This window comes from Streptomyces sp. NPDC020983 (assembly GCF_044333485.1).
Classification (GTDB): Bacteria; Actinomycetota; Actinomycetes; order Streptomycetales; family Streptomycetaceae; genus Actinacidiphila.
In genome coordinates this window covers 251,665-276,312 of the sequence record NZ_JBIRRA010000008.1, presented here as the reverse complement: position 1 = coordinate 276,312, position 24,648 = coordinate 251,665, and the positions used below count along the sequence as shown (strand labels likewise).

Here is a 24,648-nt window from a genome sequence, read left to right as displayed (position 1 = left end):
CACCGGCCGGCTGTGTCTCACCGCGTCCACGAAAAAGATCCCGGCAGCCGCGCGGCTGCCGGGATCCCGGACGTGCGGGAGGTCACTCCCACTCGATGGTGCCCGGGGGCTTGCTCGTGATGTCGAGCACGACGCGGTTGACGTCGCGGACCTCGTTGGTGATGCGGGTGGAGATGCGGGCCAGGACGTCGTAGGGCAGGCGCGACCAGTCGGCGGTCATCGCGTCCTCGGAGGAGACGGGGCGCAGCACGACGGGGTGGCCGTAGGTGCGGCCGTCGCCCTGGACACCGACGGAGCGGACGTCGGCCAGGAGGACGACGGGGCACTGCCAGATCTCGCGGTCCAGGCCGGCCGCGGTCAGCTCCTCGCGGGCGATCGCGTCGGCCTCGCGGAGCAGGTCCAGGCGCTCGCGGGTGACCTCGCCGACGATGCGGATGCCCAGGCCGGGGCCGGGGAAGGGCTGGCGCTGGACGATCTCCTCGGGCAGGCCCAGTTCCTGGCCGACCATCCGGACCTCGTCCTTGAACAGCTGCCGCAGCGGCTCGACGAGCTGGAACTCCAGGTCCTCGGGCAGGCCGCCGACGTTGTGGTGCGACTTGATGTTCGCGGTGCCCGTGCCGCCGCCGGACTCGACGATGTCCGGGTAGAGGGTGCCCTGCACCAGGAACTCCACCGGGTGCTCGTCGGGTGCCTCGGCGACGATCTCGGCCTGCGCCTGCTCGAAGACCCGGATGAACTCCCGGCCGATGATCTTGCGCTTCTGCTCGGGGTCGGACACCCCGGCGAGCGCGCTCAGGAAGCGCTCGGAGGCGTCGACGACCTTCAGCTGCACGCCCGTGGCGGCGACGAAGTCCTTCTCCACCTGCTCGGTCTCGCCCTTGCGCATGAGCCCGTGGTCGACGTAGACGCACGTCAGCTGGCTGCCGATGGCACGCTGCACGAGGGCCGCGGCGACCGCGGAGTCCACACCGCCGGACAGGCCGCAGATGGCGCGGCTGCTGCCGACCTGGGCGCGGATCGCGGCGACCTGCTCCTCGACGACGTTCTCGGCCGTCCACGTGGGGGCCAGGCCCGCGCCGCGGTAGAGGAAGTGCTCCAGGATCTGCTGGCCGTGCGTGGTGTGCAGCACCTCGGGGTGGTACTGGACGCCGTAGAGCCGCTTCTCGTCGTTCTCGAACGCCGCGACCGGCACCAGGTCGGTGGAGGCGGTGACGGTGAAGCCCTCGGGCGCGGCCGAGCACGCGTCGCCGTGCGACATCCACACCGACTGCTCGGCCGGGGTGCCCTCGAAGAGCGTCGAACCGGGACGGGACACGCTCAGCGCGGTGCGCCCGTACTCGCGCGCGCCGGTGTTGTCGACCGTGCCGCCCAGGGTGGTGGCCATGATCTGGAAGCCGTAGCACATACCGAAGACGGGCACACCGGCCTCGAAGAGCGCGCGGTCCAGCGTCGGGGCCCCCGGCTCGTAGACGGAGGAGGGGCCGCCGGAGAGTATGACGGCCTTGGGGCGCTTGGCGAGCATCTCCTCGACCGGCATGGTCGACGGGACGATCTCGCTGTAGACCCTGGCCTCGCGCACCCGGCGGGCGATGAGCTGGGCGTACTGCGCCCCGAAGTCGACGACGAGGACCGTGTCGTTCTCCGGCGTCAGTTCGTCGGTCCTGGGAGTCGTCTCGGAGGTCGCGGGGGTCGCTGGTGCCACGTGCTGCCTTCCGGCGGTCTGCGAAGGGGGGTCGATCTCCGATTCTACCGCCGCTACACTCGGCCCCATGACCGCGCACACCTTCGCGTTTACCTATGGCAACCGGCCCGGCCGGCTGCCATGGTCGCGTCGCGTGTGCCGCTGACACCGCGACTTCCAGGCGCCCCGGGCTCACCGCCCGGGGCGCCTTCCGTTTCCCGGGCCGGACGGCCACCGCGGCACCCGGAGTCCACCGCACACCGGACCCGAGGAGCAGACCATGACCGCAACCGCACCACGGCACGAGGACGCGACCACCCCCGAGGAGGTGATCGCGGCGAACCGGGCGCGTATCGACGAGCTGGACGCGCGGATCATCGCGCTGGTCGGGGAGCGCATGGCGGCGTCGCGCGCCGTCCAGCAGGCGCGGATCGGCTCCGGCGGGCGCCGCGTGCACCTGGCCCGCGAGATGGAGATCCTGCGCACGTACGGCGACGCGCTCGGCCGGCCCGGCACCTCCGTCGCGATGACGCTGCTGGAGCTGTGCCGGGGCACCGTGTGAGGCGGCGGGCCGCCGCGGGACAACGCGGCCGGCGGGCGCGACCCTTTCGGGGGCATCACCCGAACGGCACGTGACCGCCCCGCGGCGTCTTCGTTGGAGGTGGTGTCCGTGCCAGCCAGGGGCGGTCACCGAACACCACGCGTGGAAGTGGACACCGCCCAGACGCAGCTGGGCGGGGTGTGGCCGGTGCGATGAGGCGGCGCAGGGATGCGCCGCCGTGGGACCTCGCACCGGCAGCGAGTGACCGGACGGCAGGGGACAGCAGCCCGGTCACAACTCCAAAGAGGCGGTCGGCTCCGGGGACGCCCGGGACCGGCCGCTCTGCGGCACCTGCTGACGGCACCTGCCGGAGAACGGCGCCTGTGACGGCACCTCCGGCGGTGCGCACCGCGGCGGTCGCCGCCGCAATTGCACCGAGAGCACCGTAACGCACACATTACCGTGCGTACAGGCGCCTTCGGTGCGCTTCACCGGGAAGAGGCGTCCCCCGTGCCCTCAGCGGCGCCTCCGGGAGCCTCCTCGCCCCCCGGGGCCGCGGCCCCCGCCCCCTTGCCGCGCGCCCGCGGCACCACGGGGACGGGCAGCAGCGGAAGCCGCAGCGCGCCGAAGGCGCCGTCCGGCACCGCCGGCTCGGCCGGTGGCACCGCCGGGATCTCGCGGTAGGGCTCGCCCTGCGCCGGCCGCGGGTCCGGCTCGCCCTTGTTGGGCCACAGCGACATCGCGCGTTCGGCCTGCGCGGTGATGGTGAGCGACGGGTTGACGCCGAGGTTCGCCGAGACGGCGGCGCCGTCGACGACGTGGATGCCCGGGTGCCCGTACAGCCGGTGGTAAGGATCGATGACGCCGTGCTCGGCGTCCTCGCCGATCGGGCAGCCGCCGAGGAAGTGCGCGGTCATCGGGCGGTTGACGGCCTCGCCGATGTTGCTGCCGGGGAAGCCGTTGATCTGCTCGGCGAGGAGCTTCGCGGCCCGCGCGCCCTCGGGGATGTGCACGGGGTTGGGTTCCCCGTGGCCCTGCCGGGCGGTCAGCAGGCCCTTGCCGGGCCCGCGCTTCTTGCGGTAGGTGGCGAGGGAGTTGTCGCTGGTCTGCATGACCAGGCCGATGATGGTGCGCTCCGACCAGCGCCGGTTGGACAGCGACAGCATCGCCAGCAGCGGGTGCCGCAGGTTGGCGCCGACGAACTCCATCCAGCGCGGCAGCTTCCCGCGGTAGGGCGCGGCCAGGATCGAGAACGAGCCCATGGAGTTGGAGCCGCGGCCGTAGCGGACCGGCTCGATGTGGGTGTGGTCGTTGGGGTGCACCGACGAGGTGATCGCCACCCCGCGGGTGAAGTCCGGTGTGCGGCCCGGGTTCTTCTTCCGGTAGCGCCGCGGCGAGGTCTGCGCGCCCACCAGGGCCTCGGAGTTGGTGCGCGTCAGCTCGCCGAGCCGGGGCGACAGCCCGGGCAGCCGGCCGGTGTCGCGCATGGTGTGCAGCAGCGTCTGCGTCCCGTACGTCCCGGCGGCGACGACCACCTGGCGGGCGCGCAGGGTCGTCCGGGGGCCCTTGCGGCGGCGGTCGGTGGGGACGGTCGTGACCCGGTAGCCCCCGGCCGCTTCCTCGGTGAGCTCCACGACCGTGGTCATGGGGTGGACGGTCGCGCCCGCGCGTTCGGCCAGGTGCAGGTAGTTCTCGTTGAGGGTGTTCTTCGCGCCGTGCCGGCAGCCGGTCATGCACTCCCCGCACTCGGTGCAGGCGCGCCGGGCGGGCCCGGCGCCGCCGAAGTACGGGTCGGGCACCTCCTCGCCGGGGGCGGCTTCGGCGGTGCCGTCGGCGTCGTCGCCGTCGCCGAAGAAGACGCCGACCGGGGCGAGGTGGAAGGTGTCGCCGACGCCCATCTCCTGGGCCGCGGCCTTCAGGTGCTCGTCGGAGGGCGTCATGGTGGGGTTGAGCCGCACCCCGAGCATGCGCCTGGCCTGGTCGTAGTACGGCTTCAGCTCGCGGTGCCAGTCGGTGATGCCGCCCCACTGGCGGTCCTGGAAGAAGGCGGCGGGCGGCACGTAGAGGGTGTTGGCGTAGTTGAGGGAGCCGCCGCCGACGCCCGCGCCCGCGAGGACCAGGACGTTGCCGAGGACGTGGATGCGCTGGATGCCGTAGAGGCCCAGCGCGGGCGCCCACAGGTAGTTGCGCAGGTCCCAGGAGTTCTTGGGCAGTTCCCCGCGGGCGAAGCGGCGGCCGGCCTCCAAGACGCCGACCGTGTAGCCCTTCTCCGTCAGCCGCAGCGCGGCGACCGAGCCGCCGAAGCCGGAGCCGACCACGATGACGTCGTAGTCGAAGCCGTCGTCCGCCGCGCGGGGTGCGCGGGACTCGCCTTCCGCTGTCACAAGCGCCTCCTCAGCGCATCCGGAGCGTCTTCATCAACCGCAGCGAACGGCTCAGGAAAGCCGCGTACTTCTCGTCGTCCATGCCGAGGGCGGGACCCAGCGGCAGCAGCCGCTGGGTGGCGACGGTCTGCGCCTCGGTGTACTTGAGGATGCCCTCCGAGCCGTGCCGGCGGCCCAGCCCGGAGTCCTTCATGCCGCCCATCGGCGCGCGCACGCTGCCGTACGCGGCCGCGTAGGCCTCGTTGACGTTGACCGTGCCGGAACGCAGCCGGGCGGCGATGCGGGCGCCGCGCCGGACGTCCCTGGTCCAGACGCTCGCGTTGAGGCCGTAGGGCGTGGCGTTGGCGCGCTCGACCGCCTCGTCCTCGTCACGGAAGCGGTAGACGGACACGACCGGGCCGAAGGTCTCCTCGGTGCACACCGCCATCGGGGGCTCGACACCGTCCAGGATCGTCGGCTCGTAGACGTACGGCCCGGCGTCCGGGCGGGCGCGGCCGCCGGCCAGGACGCGGGCGCCCTTCTCGCGCGCCTCGTCCACGTGCCGTGTGACGACGTCGAGCTGCGCCGGGCCGACGAGCGAGCCCATGCCCGCGCCGTACGCGAGCGCGGTGCCGAGCTTCAGGGCCTTCGTGCGGGCGGTGAAGCGCTCCAGGAAGGCGTCGGCCACCGAGGCGTCCACGTACAGCCGCTCGATGGAGATGCACAGCTGGCCCGCGGAGGCGAAGCACGCGCGCACCGCGCCCTCGGCGGCCTTGTCGAGGTCGGCGTCGCGCAGCACCAGCAGGGCGTTCTTGCCGCCGAGTTCCAGGCTCGCGCCGACGAGCCGGGCGGCGGCGCGCCGGGCGACCTCGCGGCCGGTGCGGGTGGAGCCGGTGAAGGACACGTAGTCGGCGTTGTCGACGACGGCGGGTCCGACGACCGGGCCCTCGCCGACCACGATCTGCCACACGCCCTCCGGCAGGCCCGCCTCGACCAGCTGCTCGCGCGCCCACAGGGCGGTCAGCGCGGTCTCGGTGTCCGGCTTGGTGACGAGCGCGTTGCCCGCGGCGAGGGCGGGCAGCGCGTCGCCGACCGACAGCTCCAGCGGGTAGTTCCAGGGCGAGATCTGCCCGACGACCCCGCGCGGCTGGCGCAGCTCGACCGTGCGGGTCAGCGCCGGGATCGCGCCCTGGTGCCGCCGGGGGGCGAGGTAGGACGGGGCCTTGCGCCCGTAGTGCCGCGCCGCCATCGCGACGACCTGCACCTCCTCGTGGGCGTGCAGCCGGGCCTTGCCCGTCTCGACCTGGATGAGATCCAGCACCTCGGCCTGCCGGGCGAGGACGAGGTCGTGGAAGCGCAGCAGGACCGCGGCCCTCCGGCGCGCCGGAAGGGCGGCCCACCCCGGCTGGGCGGCGCGCGCCCGGCGGAAGGCCTCGGCGACGTCGTCGGGCGTGGCCTCGGGGAAGGAGGCCAGCTCCTCGCCGGTGAGCGGGGTGTGGCTGACCGTGCGGCCGGCGCCGGGCAGGCCGCGGGTGAGCCGGGCGACGAGGTCGGGCGTGACGACGTCCGCGGGGCCGCGGGCGCCGCGGGGCAGCACCGGGTTGCCGCCGTCGGGGGCCGGGGGGGCGTCGTCGCGACTGGGGGTCGGCTGCGGCGAATCCGTCATGCCGGTGAGGTTACGACGCGGCGCCCGGCGTGGCTACCCATGAGTAGCCGATTTCTACCGGCGGTAACACCCTGGGCGCGGCCCCCCCGCGCCCGGGGCAGAACTGGACTTGCCGGTCCATTTTTCGCTTCCTACCGTCGGAGACGTCCCCGCAGCGGGCCGCCCGCGGCCCTCCGGAAAGGAAAGACCCATGCGCGCGATCCGCGTCGAACGGCACGGCGGCCCCGAGGTCATGGACGTCGCCGACCTCCCCGATCCCGTCCCCGGCCCCGGCGAGGCCCTGGTCAGGGTCACCGTGGCGGGCGTCAACTACATGGACGTCGGCGCCCGGCAGGTCGGCGGCCCCGGCTGGACCCCGCCCTTCCTGCCCGGCGTCGAGGGCGCGGGCGAGATCGTCGCCCTCGGCGAGGGCGCGGCCGCGGCGGACGGGCCCCGGGACCTCGCCGTCGGCGACCGCGTCGCCTGGTACTACCACCCCGGCAGCTACGCCGAACTGGCCGCGGTCCCCGTCAGGTCCCTCGTCCGTGTCCCGGACGGCGTGGACGACGAGACCGCCGCCGCCGTGATGATGCAGGGCCTGACCGCCAGCCACTTCACGACCGAGACCTACGCCGTGCGCCCCGGGGACACCGCCGTCGTCCACGCGGCGGCCGGCGGCGTCGGGCGCCTGCTCACCCAGATGGTCAAGGCCCGCGGCGGCACGGTCATCGGCCTGGTCTCCCGCGAGGACAAGGCCGCCGTCGCCAAGGAGGCCGGCGCCGACCACGTCCTCGTCCACACCGGCGGCGGCTTCGAGGACCAGGTCAGGGAGCTGGCCGGCGGCGAGGGCGCGGACGTCGTCTACGACGGCGCCGGCACCCCGACGTTCCGCTCCTCCCAGCTCGCCCTGCGCCCGCACGGCGTGCACGTCTACTACGGCCCCTTCATGGGCGTACCGTCCTTCTCCGTGACGGACCTGCCCAACAGCATCCTGCTCAGCTACCCGACGGTGCGGGACCACGTGCGCACCCCCGAGGCCCTGCGGCGGCGCAGCGCGGAGGTCTTCGCCATGCTCGCGCAGGGGAAGATCCGGATACGGGTCGGCGGGCGGTACGCGCTCACCGACGCCGCGGCCGCGCACACCGACCTGGAATCGCGCCGCACCACCGGCAAGCTGCTGCTGATCCCCTAGAAGGAGACCCATGACGCTCACCAGCAGGGGCGCGGCCACCCGTGAGCGCATCCTGGAGGGAGCCGCCGCCGAGATCCGCCGTCAGGGCGTCTTCTCCGTGACGCTCGACGACGTGCTCGCCGCCACCTCCACCAGCAAGAGCCAGCTCTTCCACTACTTCCCCGGCGGCAAGGAGGAGCTGTTCCTCGCCGTCGCCCGGTACGAGGCCGACCGCGTGCTCGCCGGCCAGCAGCCGGAACTGGGCGCGCTCACCTCCTGGGAGGCGTGGCAGGCCTGGCGCGACAAGGTCGTCGGCCACTACCGGGCGCAGGGCCAGGACTGCCCGCTGAGCATCGCCGTCTCCCAGGCGGGCCGTTCCACCCCCGCGGCCCGCGCGGTCGTCGCCGAGCTGATGCAGCACTGGCAGTCCGCCCTCGCCGAGGGCGTCGCGCACATGCGCGACACCCGCCTCACGGACCCCGGCATCGACCCCGAGCGCGTCGCGGCGGCGCTGCTCGCCGCGATCCAGGGCGGGGTGCTGATCCTCATGTCGACCGGCAGCCCCGCCCACCTGGAGGCCGCCCTCGACGAGGGCATCGCCGCGCTGCGCCGCGGCGCCCCCGTCACGGCCTGAACGTCAGGCGGACGGTGTCGAAGACGGCCCTGGTCTCCTCGGTCCGGTCCAGCGGGCCGGAGAGCCAGACGTCGTACATCTTCCCGTCCTGCACCCAGCACAGGTCGAAGGTGCGCCGCGGCCCGCCGCCGCCGGGGAAGCCGTCGTAGGTGAACTCCCACAGCGCCGCGTCCGCGCCGCCCTGCTCCGTCCGCGTCACCACGCCGTCCCGGTAGCCCTTGTACGGGCCCTTCGGCCCCTGCGCCACGACGTCCTGACCGTGCATCACGTCGTACGCCGACCCCTTGCCCGGCGGCTGTATGCGCTCCCCGAAACGGAAGACGTGGTCCGCGGACCAGTAGTAGACCCGCGGCGGAACCTCCTCGCGGACCCAGCCGTCCGGGAGCGCGACGGACCAGCCGTGCTTGTCCGTGATCTCGCGGAAGCCCTCCGGCAGCGGGCTCGGCGTCGGCGTGGCGGACACGGGGGCGACGGACGTCGTCACAGGTGCCGGAGCCGTGGTGGACGCCGCCGCCGTCGTGGACGGCGGCACCGTGGCGGCGCGGCGGTCCCCGCGTCCCCCGTCACGCAGGACGACCAACGCGGCAGTACCGCCCGCCACCACCGCGACCAGCACCACCGCCGCGAGCCCCGCCAGCAGCCGGCGCCGCCGCGGACGGCGCCCACCACCCGTGCGGACCTGCGGCACCGTCGGCGGGGTCGGCGGCTCGACACCCGCCTCCGCGAAAGCGACCAGCACCGTCTGCACCTCCGCGGCCGCCATCCGGCGCGCCGGATCCCGCTCCAGCAGCCCCCGCACCACCGGCAGCAGCGGCCCCACCGCCACCGGCGGGCGGATGTCCGCGAACGCCACCGCGTGCACGATCTCGCCGATCGAATCGCCCCGGAACGGCGAATGCCCCTCCACCGCCGCGCACAGCAGCGCCCCCAGCGACCACAGGTCCGACTCCGGCCCCGCCGCCTTCCCCTCCATCCGCTCCGGCGCGGTGTACTCCGGCGACCCCACGAAGGCGCCGGACTCGCTCACCGTGGCGCTCCCCGGCACCCGGGCGATCCCGAAGTCCGTGAGCACCACCCGCCCGCCGCGGCCGAGCAGCACGTTCGCCGGCTTCACGTCCCGGTGCTGGATGCCGTGCGCGTGCGCGGCCAGCAGCGCGCCCGCGACCGCCGCCCCCACCCGGGCCGCCTCACGCGGCGGCAGCGGGCCGTCCTCGCGCAGCACCTCCGCGAGGGAACGCCCGTCGATCAGCTCCATCACGATCCACGGGCGGCCGTCCTGCTCCACCACGTCGTACACCACCACGACGTTCGGATGCCGGATGCGGGCCAGCCCGCGCGCTTCGCGCAACGCGCGCTCCAACGAGGGCTCACCCTCGGCGAGGTGCAGCTCCTTGACGGCCACGTCGCGGTGGAGCAGCTCGTCCGTCGCGGCCCAGACCGTGCCCATTCCGCCGCGTCCCAGCCGCGGCCCCAGCCGGTACCGCCCCGCGACGACCTGCTCCGTCCCCATGACCCCCGGACCCTACCGCTTCCCCCGCGCACCCGGGCGGTGCCGCCGGTTGCCGACACGTTGGCGGCTGCCCCGCCGCCGGGGTCTCCCGCCCCTGACGGCGCCACTTCGGGCGGTGCCCGGTTGCCGATACGTAGGCGGCTGACCCACCGCCGGGGTACCCGCGCCTGGCGGCGCCGCTTCGGGGGGTGGCCGATTGCCGGTACGTGGGCGGCTAACCCGCCGCGGGGGTTTCCCGCGCCTGGCGGCGCGCCGCTCCGGACGGTGCCCGCCCGAGGTGCGTGGGCGGCTCGCCCGCCGCGGGGGTTTCCCGCGCCTGGCGGCGCGGGGTGCTCCCACCCCCACCACCCGTGCGGGATTCGACGTCGGCTGACGGCCTTCTCGTGGGGGTGCATCGCCGTCGGGGGCGAACCGCAGTCCCTCAAGGACATCACCCCCACCGGCAGGCAGCCGCCACACGGCCCGGGAGGGGGACGATCCGGGGGTGCCCCCGCAGGAATGCGCACCCCCTCCCCGCCACCTCACGAAAGAGGTCAGACGCGCATTCCGAGGAGGTACCCCCGGAGTGGCACCCGACCCCACCCCCGCAGGGACAGCGCGATGCCCCGCCGGATGACCCCAGGGGCGCGAGGAACTGCGCGACCAGCCCCCACCGGCAGAAAGGCGAACCCCCACCCCAAGAGGCACCCCCTCAGGGGCGCGGGGAACGGCGCGACCAGCCCCCACCGGCAGAACGGCGAACCCCCACCCCAAGCCGCACCCCCCAGGGGCGCGAGGAACGGCGCGACCAGCCCCCACCGGCAGAACGGCGAACCGCCACCGCAAGCCGCACCCCCCAGGGGCGCGAGGAACCGCGCGACCAGCCCCCACCGGCAGAAAGGCAAACCGCCCACCCCAAGCCGCACCCCCTCAGGGGCGCGGGGAACGGCGCGGGCAATCCCCACCCGCGGAACGGCGGGCCGCCACCGCACGGGGCACCTCGCAGCGCGGAAAGGGGCGCGGGGACCCCCGCCGGCATCACCGCGCGAGATCGGGCACCCGGCGGGGCGCTAGCCCGCAGTGTAGGTTTCGACGACCTTGTCGAAAGCCCTCTGCACAGCCGCCCGTTGCGCGTCCGGCCCGTACACGAGCACGACGTGGTAGCGCCCGCCGATCTGGATCGCCAGGTTCCGGGCGTAGACGGACTGCTGGTTGGCGTCCCGCCACGTGTACTCGCCCTCGGCCGCGGAGTGGCCGTGGACGGTCAAGGTCTGGAGCCCCGAGGCCGACGACCACGACGAGGCGCGGAAGTCCGCGAGTTCCGGCTCGACGAGCTGGTAGGCCAGCGGGTCCTGCGCGTCGCCGGTGGCCTTGTCGCGGCCGGGGACGACGGTCATGGTGAGGTCGCTGCCGGTGTAGCGGACCTGGCCCCTGCCGTTCTTGCCGGCGCGCTGCCAGCCGGTGTGGACGGCGACGGTGAAGCCGGCGGGGTCGGCGCGGAGGGCGAAGTCGGGCCCGAGGTCGGGGGGCGCGGAGGGCGGCGGGGCGGGGGTGGTGGCCGGCGCGGAGGGCGGCGGGGCGGCGGAGTGCGAGGGGGACGCGGACGGCGTCTTCCCGCCGCCCGTGCCGCCTGTGCCGCCCGTGCCGGACCCGGAGTGCGACCCCGGCATCTGGGCCGGCACCGTGCGGTCCCCGTTCGAGCCGTCGGAGGAGGTGTCGCGGTGCGGCATGAGCAGCACCACCGCGACCGCGGCGACGACGAGCAGCGCCAGCAGGACGACGAGCAGCCGCAGGCCGAGCCGGCGCGGTGAGGCGGCGCCGTCGGAGGCGGGCCGGCGGGAGGAGACGACCTGCTCGTGCAGGAAGTGCTCCTCCTCCGCGCGGGGAGCGCGCTCGCGGCGGGCCGGCCGCGGCGGCCGCACCGGCCGCGCGGCTTTGGCCTGCTTGCCGCGGGCGTGCCGGCGGTGCTGGAGTCCGCCGCCCTCGCCGGCCTCGCGGCGGCGGCGCCGGACGAGCTCGCCCTTGCGGCGTTTGACGGGCAGCTTCGCGGGGTCGGCGGGTACGTAGACGGTGTGCTCGCCGAGGTCGGGTTCGGGCGCGGAGCGGATGAGGGAGCGCAGCCAGCCGCCCAGTTCCTCGGCTTCGGGGCGCTCCTCGGGATCGGGCCGCAGCAGCGATTCGACGAGCGGGCGCAGCGCCCCGCACTCCTCGGCGAAGGCGGGCGGCTCGGAGCAGACCATCTGCACGAGCTCGGCGGCGTTCTCCTCGGGGTAGGGCGGGTGGCCCTGGACGGAGCGGAAGAGGAGCGCGCCGAGTGCCCACAGGTCGGCGGGCGGGCCGACCGGCGGGGAGAGCTGCCACTTCTCGTGGACGGCGTGGGCCTGTTCGGGCGCCCAGCGCTCGGTGACGGCGCCGACGACGGTGATGCGGTTCTGCCGCGCGCGTTCGGCCTCCAGCGCGGAGCGCGGCCCGTGCCAGGCCTCGGCCCCGGGGGTACCGGCGGAGCCGGCGGGCGTGTCGGCGCCCTCCTCCGTCTCCTCGCCCGCGGGGCCGGTCATGGCGGGGACGTGCTCGGGCCCGTCCCCGGGGAGCGGGTCGTAGCCGCACAGGGCCTCCTGCGCGGCGCCGGCGGCGAGGCCGCCGAGCATGGCGCGGCCGTCGTCGCACACGAGCACGGTGCTGGCGGTGACGTTGCGGTGGGTCCAGCCGTCGGCGTGCAGCGCGCGCAGCGCGGTGAGGACGTCGGCGGCGATCTCGGCGGCGCGGTAGGCGTCGAGGGGGCGTTCGGCGAGTAACGCGGCGAGCGGCCGACCGGACACCAGTTCGCTCGCGATCCACAGGCTGCCGCCTTCGACGAAGATGTCGAAGACCTGTACCAGGCGCGGGTGGTCGGGGATGGCGGCGGCCGCGCGGGCGGCGTCCAGGGCGCGCCGGGCGCTCTCGCCGAGCCCGCCGGGCCCGTCCTCGAAGCCGTGGCCGCCGTAGCCGTCGTCGTCGCCGACGACCTCGGGCAGCAGCACCTGGCGGACCAGGACCTCCTGGCCGCTGTACGTGTCGAAGGCGCGCGTCTCGACGAGTTCGTACTCGTCGGCGGGCGGCCGGGGCAGCCGGTAGCGGTCGGCGAGCACCCGCCCTGCGTATTCGTCCACGGCGCCCCCTCCCCGGCCCGGCCGGCTGCGGTCCTTCCGCGCCCCGAACCGGTCGTTTCCGGTCCTCATCCGGCTGCGGACGGTTCGTGCACCCTTACCATACGTGCTGTACCGCACTCATCCGGCCGGTTTGAAAGTGGCGAGCACGACCTCGCGCATCCGCCGGTTCTCCGTGCTGTTCCAGTCGTCCACGGGGGTCGTGAAGAGCAGTGCGTAGCCGTGGTGCTTGTCGACCACCATCCCGCGGTTCAGGACGTGCACTTGCCTACCCTCGGACGTGCGCTTGTACTCCCAGTCCGCCGTGTCGTACGTGCGGTACGTCGCGCTCCGCACGCCGATCTGCTGGTAGCCGGTGATGGTGTTGTGGGCGGCGCTGCGCTGCCACTCCGCGAGGGCGCTGGGCTTGGGCGAGGTGGTGTAGTCGACCATCAGGCGCGCGCCGTTCGGGCCGCTGTAGTAGGTGCCGGTGCGGTAGCCCGCCCGGTCCGGAAGGCGCTTCCAGCCGTTCGGGAGGGCGACGGCGGCGCCGCCGTTGGCGGTGACGAGCTGGAAGCCCTCGGGGGCGACGCCGGGGGCCATCGCCGCGTCGTCACCCTTCCCCTTGTCCTTGCCCTTGTTCCTGCCGCCGTGGTCGTCGCCCTGGCCGCCGTCTCCGGGCGGCGTGGCGGGCTCGGACGTCTGGGCGGTGTCCTTGCCGTCCGTGCCCGTGCCGGGCGTGGTGCCCGTGGTGCCCTTCGTCGTACCGTCGCCGCTCCTGTCGCCGCTGCCGCCGCCCGCGTTGGCGGCCAGGACGCCGACGATCGCCGCGATCACGGCGAGGACGGCGACGGCCACGATGAACAGCGTGCGGCGCGGCACGACGTCGGTGAGCGGGGCGCGCGCCGGGCGCGCGCCGGCGGGGCCGCCGGGCGCGGCCGCGGGGTGGGCGGCGGGCTTCGCCTTGGGCTTGGCGGCGGCCCGGCGGACGGCGGCGAGCGCCTCGCGGGCCCGGTCGAGGTCGGGCGCGGCGGCGGAGGCGGGCGCGGGCTCCGAAGCCGCGGCGGGCGTGCCGGCCGGGGCGGCGGGCGGCTCGGGAACGGACGGGAGCACGCTGGTGCGTGTCTCGCCGGTGGATATGCGCGGGGTGTCCGCGGGCGGCTCCGGCGCGTCGACGACCTCCTGGAGCAGCGCGCGGGCGGCGTGCTCGTCGAGCCGCTTGCCGGGATCCTTCTCGAGCAGCCCGGAGATGACGCGGGCGAGCGGCCCGGCGTGGGGCATCGGGCCCACGGGTTCGGTCATCACCGCGGTGAGGGTCGCGATGGCCGACCCCTTGTCGTAGGGCGGGTGGCCCTCGACGGCGGCGAAGAGCAGCGCGCCGAGCGACCACAGGTCGGCGGGCGGGCCGGGCTTCTGGCCGCGGGCGCGTTCGGGCGAGATGTAGGAGGGCGCGCCGACGAGCATGCCGGTGGAGGTGACGGACGGGTCGCCGTCGATCTGGGCGATGCCGAAGTCGCTGAGCACGACGCGGGAGTCGTCGGCGATGAGGACGTTGGAGGGTTTGACGTCGCGGTGCAGGATGCCCTCGCGGTGGGCGGCGGACAGCACGTCCAGGACGACGAGGCCGACCTCGGCGGCGCGGCGCGGGGTGAGCGGGCCGTCGTCGCGGATCCGGTCGGAGAGCGAGCGGCCCTCGATCAACTCCATCACGATCCACGGCCGGTCGTCCTCCTTGACGACGTCGTAGACGGTGATGGCGCCGGTGCCGCGGATGCGCGCGGTCGCCTTGGCCTCGCGCAGGGTGCGCGTGACGAGGCGGCGCTTCTCCTCCTCGTCGACGTTTCCGGGGAAGCGCAGTTCCTTGACGGCGACGGTGCGGCCCAGGGTCTCGTCGGTCGCGCGCCAGACCGTGCCCATGCCGCCCTTGCCGAGCACGCCGTCGAGCCGGTACCGGTCGGCGAGCAGACGTCCGTCGGTACCTTCGACCTCGCTCATGGCTTCCCTCTGTGGTCGTACGGGTGAATCCCCATCATCCCCGAAGCGGGCACTCGCAGGCCAATACGCAGGAAGGGCCCCGGTGGTTCGGCGAACGGCGGTGCCGGCGCGTCAGCCGGTCTCCCGGAATCCCGCGACGGCGTTGTCGAACACCTGCTTGTAGTCGCCCCAATGGGCCTTGGGCGCCGAGAGGTAGATGGCGTACTCGCGGCCGCCGGGCTTGCCGAAGCCCAGGTCGAGCGCGCGGAAGGCGCTCGTCGTGCCCCGGAAGGTGAACTGCCACAGCGCGGCCGGCTGGCCGTCCGCCGTCCTCGTCCGCTCCATCCGCTCGCGGTGGTAGTCCCTGACCTGCCCCCGGGTCTGCGGCTCCAGGTCGATCCAGTGCTGGTACGGGTCGAGCCCGGCGAAGTCCAGGGCGCTGATCTTCAGGGCGACGGTGTCGGTCGGGTCGACGTAGCTGACCTGGTCGCCGCCGTCGTAGACCTTCTTGTGCCACCCGTCGGGCACGGGGACCTTGTAGCCGCGGTTGGCCTGCGCGGCGAGGTGGTAGCCCTCGGGCACGGGCGGCGGCTCGTAGGTGGGGGCCTGCGTGGTGGGCGTCGGCTGCGTCGTCGGGGCGTCGCTGGTGGGGGCCGCCGTGCCGGTGGACGTCGTGCTCGGGGACGGGTCGGGGCTCGCGGCGTCGGAGCGGTGGGCCCGGTCGACGGCCACCGCGACGCCCGCGGCCACGACGGCGACCGCGACGGCGGCGGCTATCCAGCGCCCCGGGCGGCGCTGCTGCGCCGCGGGCGGCGGCGCGTGCTGGGGCCCGCGCGGCGGCGCCCCGCCACCGGTGTACGCCGGCGGCCGGGCCCCGGCGGGCGGGCGCGGCCCGGCGGGCGCGCCCGCCGCGACCTGCTGTGCGGGCCCGGCGGCGGGCGGCGCCAGGGTCCGGGTGAGCCCCGTGCGCGGGACGAACGCGGTGTCCGGCTCGGCGGCGGGTATGCGCAGCATCCGCTCCGCCTCCTCGGCGGACAGCCGCCGGGCGGGCTCCTTGGCGAGCAGCCCGGCGATCACCTCGGTGAGCGCGCCCGCGCCGGGCGGCGGCTCGATGGTCTCCTCGGCGATGGCGTAGGCGGTCTCGATCGGGGTGGGGCGGCGGAAGGGCGAGCGGCCGTCGACGGCCTGGTAGAGGGTGGCGCCGAGCGACCACAGGTCGGCCTCGGGGCCGGGCGGGGCGCCGCGCAGCCGCTCCGGCGACAGGAAGTCGATGGAGCCGATGATCTCGCCGGTGCGGGTGAGGGTGGAGGTGCCGGAGGACTGGGCGATGCCGAAGTCGGTGAGCACGACGCGGCTGCCCAGCGGCACGCGCCCGGTACCGGTGTCGCCGGCGGCCGGGCCGCCGGCGGGGTGGCCGAGCAGCACGTTGCCGGGTTTGACGTCGCGGTGCAGCACGCCGGCCCGGTGGGCGGCGATGAGGGCGGCGATCATGCCGCGGCCGATGCGGGCGGCCTCGCCGGGGGCGAGCGGGCCGTGCTCCTTGACCAGGTCGCCGAGCGTCACGGAGGGGACGTACTCCATGACGATGGACGGCAGGCCGGCGTCGTCCACCACGTCGTGCACGACGATGACGTTGGGGTGGCTGATGCGGGCGGCGGCGCGGGCCTCCCGCCGGGTGCGCTCGAAGAGCGTGGCCAGCTCGTCGTCGTCCATGTCCGGCTGCGGCGGGTGCAGCTTCTTGACGGCGACCTGACGGTCGAGCAGCTCGTCCTGCGCCCGCCACACGGTGCCCATGCCGCCGCGGCCGATGCGTTCGAGCAGCCGGTAGCGGCCCGCGACCAACTTCCCCTGGTCCGCCGGTCCCACCATCTCGCGCCCCTCCACCGTCCCCCGTTTCGCGCGGGTTTGCCGCGCCCAGACGTCTCGCGTCTAGAGTGGCACGATATCCGGCGCCCCCAGCCGCGCGGCATCCGCGGTCAAGTCGTCGGGCTGGCGCTGCGATTCACGCTCGGCCTCGACGCGCTTCTCGTAGTACGCCACCTCCTTGTCGATCTGCCCGGTGTCCCAGCCCAGGACGGGTGCCATCAGCTCGGCGGCCTCGCGCGCGCAGCGCGTGCCGCGGTCGAAGGTCTCGATCGAGATACGCGTCCTGCGGGCCAGGACGTCGTCGAGGTGCAGTGCGCCCTCGGCGGCCGCCGCGTAGACGACCTCGGCGCGCAGGTAGTCGTCCGCGCCGCCGAGCGGGGCGGCGAGCGACGGGTCGGCCGCGATCAGGTCCAGCAGTTCCTCGGTGAGGCCGCCGTAGCGGCCCAGCAGGTGCTCGACGCGCGCGACGTGGACACCCGTGCGGGCCGCCGTCCTGGCCCGGGCGTTCCACTGCGCCTGGTAGCCCTCGGCGCCGGCGAGCGGGATCTCCTCGGTGCAGCACGGCGCGACCCGGTGGTCCAGGGCGTGCACCGCCTCGTCCACCGCGTCCTTGGCCATGACCCGGTAGGTCGTGTACTTGCCGCCCGCGACCACCACCAGTCCGGGCACGGGGTGGGCGACGGTGTGCTCGCGCGACAGCTTGCTCGTCGCGTCCGACTCGCCCGCCAGCAGCGGCCGCAGGCCCGCGTAGACGCCCTGCACGTCGTCCCGTGTCAGCGGGGTGGCGAGCACGGAGTTGACGTGGTCGAGCAGGTAGTCGATGTCGGCGCTGGAGGCCGCCGGGTGGGCCTTGTCGAGGTCCCAGTCGGTGTCGGTGGTGCCGATGATCCAGTGCCGCCCCCACGGGATGACGAACAGCACGGACTTCTCGGTGCGCAGGATCAGCCCGCTGCTGGAGTGGATGCGGTCCTTGGGCACCACCAGGTGGATGCCCTTCGACGCCCGCACGTGGAACTGCCCCCGCTCCCCGATCAGCGCCTGGGTGTCGTCCGTCCACACCCCGGTCGCGTTGACGACCTGCCGCGCGCGGATCTCGTACTCGCCGCCCGCCTCGCCGTCGTGCACCCGGGCGCCGACCACGCGCTCCCCCTCCCGGAGGAAGCCGGTCACCCGCACCCCGTTGGCCACCTGCGCGCCGTAGGAGGCGGCGGTACGCGCCAGGGCCGTGACGAAGCGCGCGTCGTCGACCTGGGCGTCGTAGTACTGGAGTGCGCCGACCAGCGCGTCCTTGCGCAGCGCGGGGGCCACCCGCAGCGCGTGCCGGCGGGTCAGGTGGCGGTGCACGGGCAGGCCGCGGCCGTGGCCGGAGGAGACCGACATGGTGTCGTAGAGCGCCACGCCGGTGCCCGCGTAGAGCCGCTCCCAGCCCTTGTGCTGGAGCGGGTAGAGGAAGGGCACCGGGCGGACCAGGTGCGGGGCCAGGCGCTCCAGCAGCAGCCCGCGTTCCTTGAGGGCCTCGCGGACCAGCGCGAAGTCCAGCATCTCCAGGTAGCGCAGGCCGCCGTGGATGAGCTTGCTGGAGCGGCTGGAGGTGCCCGCCGCCCAGTCGCGGGCCTCCACCAGCCCGGTCGACAGCCCGCGGGTCACGGCGTCCAGCGCGGTCCCGGCGCCGACGACGCCGCCGCCCACCACCAGGATGTCCAGCTCCTGCTCCGCCATCCGGGCGATGGCCGCAGCCCGCTGCTCGGGTCCGAGTGTCGTCGTACGCATCCGTGCCTCCGTGCCTTCCGGCGGTCGTCGGTCCTGCGGGTCGTGCGGGGCGTGGCGAGCGGGACCGCGGGCGGTCCCGTTCCCTTCGATAGTGACCGGCCGGGCGGCGGGCTGCCAGGGCAGCCCGTACGGCTGAGGCGGGGCGTGTCCTCGTGCCGACCGGCGCGGCGAGTGGTCATATCAGTCATTTGTCTGGTTAGCCTGATTTGACGCCATGCGTGAGCCCATTCGAGGTGGTTCGTGGTGGTCGCCAGGGAGGACACCCATGCCCGCAGACCTCGCCGTGCTCGGACTCGGCCACACCGGACTGCCGCTCGCCCAGGCGGCGGCCGCCGCGGGCATCGGCGTCATCGGCTACGACCCCGACCCCGCCACGGTCGCGGACATCGCCGCGGGCCGCGTGCCGCCCGGCTCGCTCGCCGCTGCCGACCTGCGCCGCATGCTCTCCTGCGGCTTCCGCGCCACCTCGGACCCGGCGGTGCTCGGCCGGGTCCGCACCGCCGTCATCTGCGCCCCCACCCCGCTCGGCGAGGACCACGCACTGGACCTGTCGGCCGTCGCGGCCGCCGCCCGCGCCCTCGCCCCGCACCTGCGGCCGCACACCACCGTCGTCCTGGAGTCGCCGGTGTACCCGGGCACCACGGACGGCTTCCTGCGCCCGCTGCTCGAAGCGCACGGACTGCGCGCCGGCCGCGACTTCCACCTCGCCTACTCCCCCGGCCGCCTCGACCCGGGCAACCGCGCCGTCCACTTCGCCACCACCCCCAAGGTCGTCGGGGGCGCCACCCCCGCGTGCACCGAGGCCGCCGCCGCCTTCTACGGCCGGCTCACCGAGCGCGTGGTGCGCGCCCGCGGCATCCGCGAGGCCGAGACGGTCAAACTGCTGGAGACCAACTACCGGCACGTCAACATCGCCTTCGCCAACGAGATGGCCGTCTTCTGCCACGACCTCGGCGTCGACCTGTGGGACGTCATCCGCTGCGCCGAGACCAAGCCCTTCGGCTTCCAGGCCTTCCGCCCCGGCCCCGGCGTCGGCGGTCCCGCCCACCCGCTCGACCCCAACGCCGCACCGCACTTCACCCCGCCTGCCCACCCCAGGCTGCCCGGACACCCGCTGCGGATGGTCGAACTCGCCGCGGAGGTCAACGCCCGCATGCCGCGCTACGTCGTGCAGCGGGCCGCCGCCCTGCTCAACGAGCACGGCAAGTCGCTGCGCGGCTCCCGCGTCCTGCTGCTCGGCGTCACGTACAAGGCGGACCTCGCCGACCAGCAGGGCGCGCCCGCCCGCGAGATCGCCACCCGGCTGCTCGAACTCGGCGCCCAGCTCTGCTACCACGATCCCTACGTACCCCAGTGGCGCGTCATGGACCGCCCCGTCCCGCGCACGGACTCGCTGTGGGAGGCCGCCGCCGAGGCCGATCTCACGCTGCTGCTCCAGCACCACCGCACGTACGACCTGCAGGGCCTCGCCGTCAAGGCCCAGCTGCTCCTGGACACCCGGGGCGCCACCCCGGCGGGCGCGGCCGCCCGGCTCTGACCCGGCGTCAACTTCCGTCGCAGGCGCCCCACCTGCGCGGATTTCACGACGGTGTCGCCGCCGTGTTCCGGGAGCGTCCCGGCGCACCGGGACCCGGGTGCGGGACACACCTGGACAACCGTCCAGGTCGGGCCATACGTACGGGTCGTGTAACGACCGGACGAATCGTCTTGTCCGATTGTCACTCCCCCCTGCTAGATTTCCTCGTCACCACTCGTCCGCGGGCATGTGCGCATCAAGCCCACAGCTCACCGCGGCACGACACCCGCTTGCACGTCCGTCCCCGGGGGAAGCCCTCATGAGCGCCAACTACCCGCCGCCGCAGCAGCCCGGCGGCCAGAACCCGTACGGCCAGCCGCAGTCCGGCCAGCCCCAGTCGCCCTACGCCGCGTCGCCGTACGCCGGGGGCCAGCCCGGCGCGCAGGCCCCCGGCGGTTTCAACGCCGGCGCCTACGCCCCGCCCGCCCCGGCCGGCATGACGCAGCAGCAGAAGAACCCGGGCGTGGCCATCCTCGTCGGTGTCGTCGCCATGCTCGCGGCCGCCTTCGCCTACGCGGGCATCATGCGGGCGATGGCCAAGGACGACGGCAGCTACACCGAGGTCGGCTACATCGCGCTGGCCGTCGGCCTGCTCGTCGGCGCCGTCCTCGGCAAGGTCGGCGGCCGCAACCCCGTGCTGCCCGTCGTGGGCGTCGTCCTCGCGCTGCTGGGCGTGTTCCTGGGCGAGATGATGGGCCTGTCGATGATCGCCAGCCACTACGCGTCGCAGAACGGGCTGGACATCTCCTGGTTCAAGGTCCTCACCGACCACGGCGGCGACGTCTTCAAGCAGTGGAAGCACGACTTCGACGTCAAGTCGTTCTTCTTCCTGGCCATCGCCGGCGTCGAGGGCTTCGTCGTCACCCGCCGCGTCGCCGGCTGACGCAGCAGTACCCGCACGACGGAGGGGCGGCCCCGCGGGGCCGCCCCTCCGTCGTGCTCAGGAATCAGCGGTGGTGGGTCGGGGAGACCGTCACCTCGACGCGCTGGAACTCCTTCAGGTCCGAGTAGCCGGTCGTGGCCATCGAGCGGCGCAGCGCGCCGAAGAAGTTCATCGAGCCGTCGGGCGCGTGCGAGGGGCCGAGCAGGATCTCCTCGGTGGTGCCCGCCGTCCCCAGGTTCATCCGCTTGCCGCGCGGCAGCTCGGGGTTGACCGCCTCCATGCCCCAGTGGAAGCCGCGGCCCGGCGCGTCGGTGGCGCGTGCCAGCGGCGAGCCCATCATCACCGCGTCCGCGCCGCACGCCACGGCCTTCGGCAGGTCGCCGCTGGAGCCGAAGCCGCCGTCCGCGATGACGTGCACGTAGCGGCCGCCCGACTCGTCCATGTAGTCCCGGCGGGCCGCCGCGACGTCCGCGACCGCCGTCGCCATCGGCACCTGGATGCCCAGCACGTTGCGGGTGGTGTGCGCGGCGCCGCCGCCGAAGCCCACCAGCACGCCGGCCGCGCCCGTACGCATCAGGTGCAGCGCCGCCGTGTACGTCGCGCAGCCGCCGACGATGACCGGGACGTCCAGCTCGTAGATGAACTGCTTCAGGTTCAGCGGCTCGTGCGACCCGCTCACGTGCTCCGCGGACACCGTGGTGCCGCGGATCACGAACAGGTCGACGCCCGCGTCCACGACCGTCTTCGAGAACTGGGCGGTGCGCTGCGGCGACAGCGCCGCCGCCGTCACCACCCCGGCGTCCCGGACCTCCTTGATGCGCTGCCCGATCAGCTCCTCGCGGATCGGCGCCGCGTAGATCTCCTGGAGCCGCGCGGTCGCCAGGGTGTCGTCCAGCTCCGCGATCTCCGCGAGCAGCGGCTCGGGGTCGTCGTAGCGCGTCCACAGCCCTTCGAGGTTCAGCACCCCCAGCCCGCCGAGGTTGCCGATCCGGATCGCCGTCTCCGGCGACACGACGGAGTCCATCGGCGCGGCCAGGAAGGGCAGCTCGAAGCGGTAGGCGTCGATCTGCCAGGCGATCGAGACTTCCTTGGGGTCACGCGTACGGCGGCTCGGCACCACGGCGATGTCGTCGAAGGAATACGCCCTGCGGCCGCGCTTGCCCCGCCCGATCTCGATCTCTGTCACGTCCTGTGCCTCTCTCATTGGCCTGCGGCCCCAGTATCCCGCACCCCGCGTGGGCGCGTGCCGCGCCGGGCGGCCCCCGGGGCGCGGGGAGCCGCGCGTCCGGCCCGCCACCGGCCCGTCGCCCGGCACCGGCCGCCCCTTCGGCCGGCGGCGGCCTGCGCCACGTGACCGGCCGAGGGCGGTGGCCGGCGTCTCAGCCGTGGTAGTTGGGGGCCTCGACGGTCATCTGGATGTCGTGGGGGTGGGACTCCTTGAGGCCCGCGGCGGTGATGCGGACGAACCGCCCCTTCGTCGCCATCTCGGCGACGGTGGCCGCGCCGACGTAGCCCATGGTCTGCCGCAGGCCGCCCACGAGCTGGTGCAGGACCGCCGCGAGGGGGCCGCGGTAGGGGACCTGGCCCTCGACGCCCTCGGGGACGAGCTTGTCGTCGGAGGCGACCTCCGCCTGGAAGTAGCGGTCCTTGGAGTAGGAGCGGCCCTGCCCGCGGGACTGCATCGCGCCGAGCGAGCCCATGCCGCGGTAGGACTTGAACTGCTTGCCGTTGATGAAGAGCAGCTCGCCGGGCGACTCCTCGCAGCCCGCCAGCAGGCTGCCGAGCATGACGCTCTGCGCGCCCGCGGCCAGCGCCTTGCCGATGTCGCCGGAGTACTGGAGGCCGCCATCGCCGATGACCGGGATACCCGCGTCCTGGCAGGCGACCGCGGCCTCGTAGATCGCGGTGACCTGGGGGACGCCGATGCCGGCGACGACGCGGGTGGTGCAGATGGAGCCGGGGCCGACACCGACCTTGACGCCGTCCACGCCGGCGTCGATGAGCGCGCGGGCGCCGTCGCGGGTCGCGACGTTGCCGCCGACGACGTCGATGCCGACGGCGGACTTGATCTTGGCCATCCAGTTCAGCGCGTTGCTGTTGTGCCCGTGCGAGGTGTCGACGACGAGGAAGTCGACGCCCGCGCCGACCAGCGCCTGCGCGCGGTCCAGCGCCTCGGGCCCGGTGCCCACGGCGGCGCCGACGACGAGCCGGCCCTCGGAGTCCTTGGCGGCGTTCGGGTACTGCTCGGCCTTGACGAAGTCCTTGACGGTGATGAGGCCGCACAGCCGGCCGTCCTCGTCGACCAGCGGCAGCTTCTCGATCTTGTGGCGGCGCAGCAGCGCCATCGCGTCCACGCCGGAGATGCCGACCTTGCCGGTGACGAGCGGCATCGGGGTCATGACCTCGCGGACCTGGCGGCTGCGGTCGGTCTCGAAGGCCATGTCGCGGTTGGTGACGATGCCGAGCAGCTTGCCGGCCTCGTCGGTGACCGGGACGCCGCTGATGCGGAACTTCGCGCACAGGCCGTCGGCCTCGGCGAGCGTGGCGTCCGGGCGGACGGTGATCGGGTCGGTGACCATGCCGGACTCGGACCGTTTGACCAGGTCGACCTGGTTGACCTGGTCCTCGACGGACAGGTTGCGGTGCAGCACGCCCACGCCGCCCTGGCGGGCCATGGCGATGGCCATCCGCGCCTCGGTGACCTTGTCCATGGCCGCGGACAGCAGCGGGATGTTCACCCTGACATTGCGGGAGACGAGCGACGAGGTGTCGACCTGGTTGGGCAGTACGTCCGACGCGCCCGGCAGCAGCAGCACATCGTCGTAGGTCAGCCCCAGGGCGGCGAACTTCTCGGCTACTCCGTCGGCGTTCAGCGTCATGACACCTTCTCGAATGGTCTTGCCCGGCGAGTTGTTCAATGGTAGTGGCTTCGCCGGTATTCCCCGGACCACCTGCCACGGCCCCACCCGCGCGGGCCGCTCACCGGCCGGAACGCACGCCGCGTGACCGGCCCGTCACCCGGAGGCGCTCAGGCGCTGAGGCCGCGCGCGCTCGCCGGGTGGGCGGCGGCCGACTCCTCGGCGATGGCCCGCAGCCGGCTGAGGGCCCGGTGCTGCGCGACGCGTACGGCACCCGGCGACATGCCCAGCACCTGGCCGGTCTCCTCGGCGCTCAGCCCGACCGCGACCCGCAGCAGCACCAGCTCGCGCAGGTGGCCGGGCAGCCGGTCGAGCAGGCCGCGGGCCCAGGCGGCGTCGCTGTTGAGCAGGGCGCGTTCCTCGGGGCCGAGCGAGTCGTCGGGCTTCTCCGGCATCTCGTCGGACGGGACGGCGGTGCTGCCGGGGTGGCGCATCGCGGCGCGCTGGAGGTCGGCGACCTTGTGCGCGGCGATCGACACCACGAAGGCCTCGAAGGGCCGCCCGAGGTCGCGGTAGCGCGGCAGCGCGCACAGCACCGCGAGGCAGACCTCCTGTGCGAGGTCGTCCACGAAGTGCCGGGCGTCGCCCGGCAGCCGGCTGAGCCGTGTGCGGCAGTAGCGCTCGGCGAGCGGGTGGACGTGCGCGAGCAGCTCGTGGGTCGCCCGCTGGTCGCCCGCGGCGGCGCGGCGGACGAGGGCACCGATGGCCGTGGTGGCCGGAGTGTCGTCGTCGCGCATCCACCCATGGTGCCTCGCCGCCGGAGCTTCCGCCGCATCGCGGGGATACTTCTGCACCGAAGCGTTATGAGCCGCCGTGTCCGTACCGGCGCCCGGTTCGGCGGCCGGGGCCGTCATCCGCACGGTGTGCTCCGCCGTCCCTTCCGCCGCGCCGTCCGCTGTGTCTTCCGCTGTGTGGTCTGCCATCTGGTGCCCCCGCCGATCCCCGAGGAAGTCCATACGTCAAGCATGCGTCCTCCCCCGGGAAAGCGCGGACTCGCGCGGGGCTTCACCGT

General features: G+C 74.4%; 15 protein-coding genes and 1 pseudogene. 5 read left to right on the top strand and 11 right to left on the bottom strand.

All coding sequences use genetic code 11. The annotated features are described in order from the left end of the window. Positions 1-82 precede the first annotated feature (82 nt). Positions 83-1,702, bottom strand: a complete 1,620-nt coding sequence (gene guaA, locus ACH4SE_RS20330) for a glutamine-hydrolyzing GMP synthase (protein ID WP_398544781.1) — start codon at positions 1,700-1,702, stop codon at positions 83-85. A 256-nt stretch (positions 1,703-1,958) separates the two neighbouring features. On the opposite strand from guaA, the pseudogene ACH4SE_RS20325 reads away from it, so the two are divergent. Then, a pseudogene (locus ACH4SE_RS20325) lies at positions 1,959-2,243 on the top strand (chorismate mutase); the annotation flags it as partial. Positions 2,244-2,710: 467 nt separating this feature from the next. On the opposite strand, the gene ACH4SE_RS20320 reads toward ACH4SE_RS20325, so the two are convergent. Both ACH4SE_RS20320 and ACH4SE_RS20315 read right to left on the bottom strand, forming a co-directional pair. Beyond that, entirely contained in the window at positions 2,711-4,606 is a 1,896-nt protein-coding gene (locus tag ACH4SE_RS20320) for a GMC oxidoreductase (protein ID WP_398544780.1), read from the bottom strand. 10 nt (positions 4,607-4,616) lie between these two features. Beyond that, complete coding sequence (locus ACH4SE_RS20315; protein ID WP_398544779.1) at positions 4,617-6,251, bottom strand: succinic semialdehyde dehydrogenase; 1,635 nt, start codon at positions 6,249-6,251, stop codon at positions 4,617-4,619. Positions 6,252-6,441: 190 nt separating this feature from the next. On the opposite strand from ACH4SE_RS20315, the gene ACH4SE_RS20310 reads away from it, so the two are divergent. Then, a complete protein-coding gene (locus ACH4SE_RS20310; RefSeq protein WP_398544778.1) occupies positions 6,442-7,422 on the top strand; it encodes a quinone oxidoreductase family protein in 981 nt (326 codons plus the stop codon). Positions 7,423-7,432: 10 nt separating this feature from the next. After that, entirely contained in the window at positions 7,433-8,035 is a 603-nt protein-coding gene (locus tag ACH4SE_RS20305) for a TetR/AcrR family transcriptional regulator (RefSeq protein ID WP_398544777.1), read from the top strand. Here the strand turns inward: ACH4SE_RS20305 and ACH4SE_RS20300 are convergent. The 5 genes from ACH4SE_RS20300 to ACH4SE_RS20280 form a co-directional block, all read right to left on the bottom strand. After that, on the bottom strand, positions 8,025-9,545 hold the full coding sequence (locus ACH4SE_RS20300) for a serine/threonine-protein kinase (protein WP_398544776.1): 1,521 nt from the start codon (positions 9,543-9,545) through the stop codon (positions 8,025-8,027). The genes ACH4SE_RS20305 and ACH4SE_RS20300 overlap by 11 nt on opposite strands. A 1,049-nt stretch (positions 9,546-10,594) precedes the next feature. Beyond that, positions 10,595-12,673, bottom strand: a complete 2,079-nt coding sequence (locus ACH4SE_RS20295) for a protein tyrosine kinase (protein WP_398544775.1) — start codon at positions 12,671-12,673, stop codon at positions 10,595-10,597. Positions 12,674-12,790: 117 nt separating this feature from the next. Then, on the bottom strand, positions 12,791-14,644 hold the full coding sequence (locus ACH4SE_RS20290; RefSeq protein ID WP_398544774.1) for a serine/threonine-protein kinase: 1,854 nt from the start codon (positions 14,642-14,644) through the stop codon (positions 12,791-12,793). A 111-nt stretch (positions 14,645-14,755) separates the two neighbouring features. Then, entirely contained in the window at positions 14,756-16,492 is a 1,737-nt protein-coding gene (locus ACH4SE_RS20285) for a serine/threonine-protein kinase (protein ID WP_398544773.1), read from the bottom strand. A 60-nt stretch (positions 16,493-16,552) separates the two neighbouring features. Then, the gene (locus ACH4SE_RS20280) at positions 16,553-18,259 is read right to left on the bottom strand and encodes a glycerol-3-phosphate dehydrogenase/oxidase (RefSeq protein WP_398544772.1); all 1,707 of its coding nucleotides are present in this window, start codon (positions 18,257-18,259) and stop codon (positions 16,553-16,555) included. 265 nt (positions 18,260-18,524) lie between these two features. On the opposite strand from ACH4SE_RS20280, the gene ACH4SE_RS20275 reads away from it, so the two are divergent. Then, complete coding sequence (locus ACH4SE_RS20275) at positions 18,525-19,796, top strand: nucleotide sugar dehydrogenase (protein WP_398544771.1); 1,272 nt, start codon at positions 18,525-18,527, stop codon at positions 19,794-19,796. Between the two features lie 298 nt (positions 19,797-20,094). Continuing rightward, complete coding sequence (locus tag ACH4SE_RS20270; RefSeq protein WP_398544770.1) at positions 20,095-20,718, top strand: hypothetical protein; 624 nt, start codon at positions 20,095-20,097, stop codon at positions 20,716-20,718. A 64-nt stretch (positions 20,719-20,782) separates the two neighbouring features. Here the strand turns inward: ACH4SE_RS20270 and ACH4SE_RS20265 are convergent, their stop codons facing one another. The 3 genes from ACH4SE_RS20265 to shbA form a co-directional block, all read right to left on the bottom strand. Then, entirely contained in the window at positions 20,783-21,904 is a 1,122-nt protein-coding gene (locus ACH4SE_RS20265) for a GuaB3 family IMP dehydrogenase-related protein (protein WP_398544769.1), read from the bottom strand. A gap of 193 nt (positions 21,905-22,097) precedes the next feature. Beyond that, on the bottom strand, positions 22,098-23,597 hold the full coding sequence (gene guaB, locus ACH4SE_RS20260) for an IMP dehydrogenase (RefSeq protein WP_398544768.1): 1,500 nt from the start codon (positions 23,595-23,597) through the stop codon (positions 22,098-22,100). A 149-nt stretch (positions 23,598-23,746) separates the two neighbouring features. Then, positions 23,747-24,373, bottom strand: a complete 627-nt coding sequence (gene shbA / locus ACH4SE_RS20255; RefSeq protein WP_167986882.1) for an RNA polymerase sigma factor ShbA — start codon at positions 24,371-24,373, stop codon at positions 23,747-23,749. Positions 24,374-24,648 lie beyond the last annotated feature (275 nt).

Coding starts and splice junctions, on each gene's coding strand:
- guaB (WP_398544768.1), bottom strand. CDS start 23,597: ATGACGCTGAACGCCGACGGAGTAGCCGAGAAGTTCGCCGCCCTGGGG.
- ACH4SE_RS20275 (WP_398544771.1), top strand. CDS start 18,525: ATGCCCGCAGACCTCGCCGTGCTCGGACTCGGCCACACCGGACTGCCG.
- ACH4SE_RS20290 (WP_398544774.1), bottom strand. CDS start 14,644: ATGAGCGAGGTCGAAGGTACCGACGGACGTCTGCTCGCCGACCGGTAC.
- ACH4SE_RS20285 (WP_398544773.1), bottom strand. CDS start 16,492: ATGGTGGGACCGGCGGACCAGGGGAAGTTGGTCGCGGGCCGCTACCGG.
- ACH4SE_RS20305 (WP_398544777.1), top strand. CDS start 7,433: ATGACGCTCACCAGCAGGGGCGCGGCCACCCGTGAGCGCATCCTGGAG.
- ACH4SE_RS20270 (WP_398544770.1), top strand. CDS start 20,095: ATGAGCGCCAACTACCCGCCGCCGCAGCAGCCCGGCGGCCAGAACCCG.
- ACH4SE_RS20310 (WP_398544778.1), top strand. CDS start 6,442: ATGCGCGCGATCCGCGTCGAACGGCACGGCGGCCCCGAGGTCATGGAC.
- ACH4SE_RS20300 (WP_398544776.1), bottom strand. CDS start 9,545: ATGGGGACGGAGCAGGTCGTCGCGGGGCGGTACCGGCTGGGGCCGCGG.
- shbA (WP_167986882.1), bottom strand. CDS start 24,373: ATGCGCGACGACGACACTCCGGCCACCACGGCCATCGGTGCCCTCGTC.
- ACH4SE_RS20280 (WP_398544772.1), bottom strand. CDS start 18,259: ATGCGTACGACGACACTCGGACCCGAGCAGCGGGCTGCGGCCATCGCC.
- ACH4SE_RS20315 (WP_398544779.1), bottom strand. CDS start 6,251: ATGACGGATTCGCCGCAGCCGACCCCCAGTCGCGACGACGCCCCCCCG.